The organism is Paraburkholderia mimosarum LMG 23256 = NBRC 106338 (genome assembly GCF_000739815.1).
Taxonomy (GTDB): Bacteria; Pseudomonadota; Gammaproteobacteria; order Burkholderiales; family Burkholderiaceae; genus Paraburkholderia; species Paraburkholderia mimosarum.
In genome coordinates this window covers 1-768 of record NZ_BBJJ01000306.1, presented here as the reverse complement: position 1 = coordinate 768, position 768 = coordinate 1, and the positions used below count along the sequence as shown (strand labels likewise).

Annotated in this window: 1 protein-coding gene; it reads right to left on the bottom strand. The window is 57.9% G+C overall.

What is annotated here, in order from left to right; genetic code table 11:
• Positions 1-686: IS5 family transposase (locus tag BMI01S_RS37565; protein ID WP_042293504.1), on the bottom strand; the 686-nt coding region annotated here is incomplete at its 3' end.
• Positions 687-768: the final 82 nt, after the last annotated feature.

Sequence of the window (768 nt, the reverse complement as noted above, 5' to 3'; positions counted from 1 at the left end):
CGCGCGTTGACCACCAGGCCATGCCGATTGTCGGTCAGCGTGTGGCCCATGTAACGCAATTCGCTGGCCGTCTTGCCTTTGCGATAGAGCCGTGCATCGGGATCGGTCTTGGACTCATGCGTCTCGTTACTACGCTTCTCGCCCTTGAAGTCGCCCCCACCACCACCTTCGCTGTCCTGATCGTCACTGTCTTTGGGCACGAAGCTCTTGTGCCCCGCCCACGCCTGGATCAGCGTTCCGTCCACACTGAAGTGCTCGCCCGAGAGTAGGCACTTCTTCTCGGCGATCGCCACTACTTCATTGAAAAATTCGATCACCGCATCATGCTTAATCAGACGTTCACGGTTCTTCGTGAAAACGGTCGGCACCCAGACCTCGTCATCCATGCTCAACCCGATGAACCAGCGAAACAGCAGGTTGTATTGCACCTGCTCCATCAGTTGGCGCTCCGAGCGGATGCTGTAGAGGATCTGGATCAGCATGGCTCGCAGCAACTTCTCCGGTGCGATGCTCGGTCGCCCACCCTTGATGTCGGCCTCGTACATCCCGGCAAACAACCGATCCATCTTCGCCAGTGCTTCGTTCGCCATCACACGGATCGAACGCAACGGATGCGACTTCGGAACGAAGTCGTCCAGCTTGCGCATGGAAAATAAACTCTCGGTGAATGTGTCGGCGCCGCGCATGATCTTCGGGGGCAAGTGGGGGCCTTCTATCAACGCTTCATTGGTCTTCCGCGATGACGTGGCCGCCGGTACTTCAGCAGCC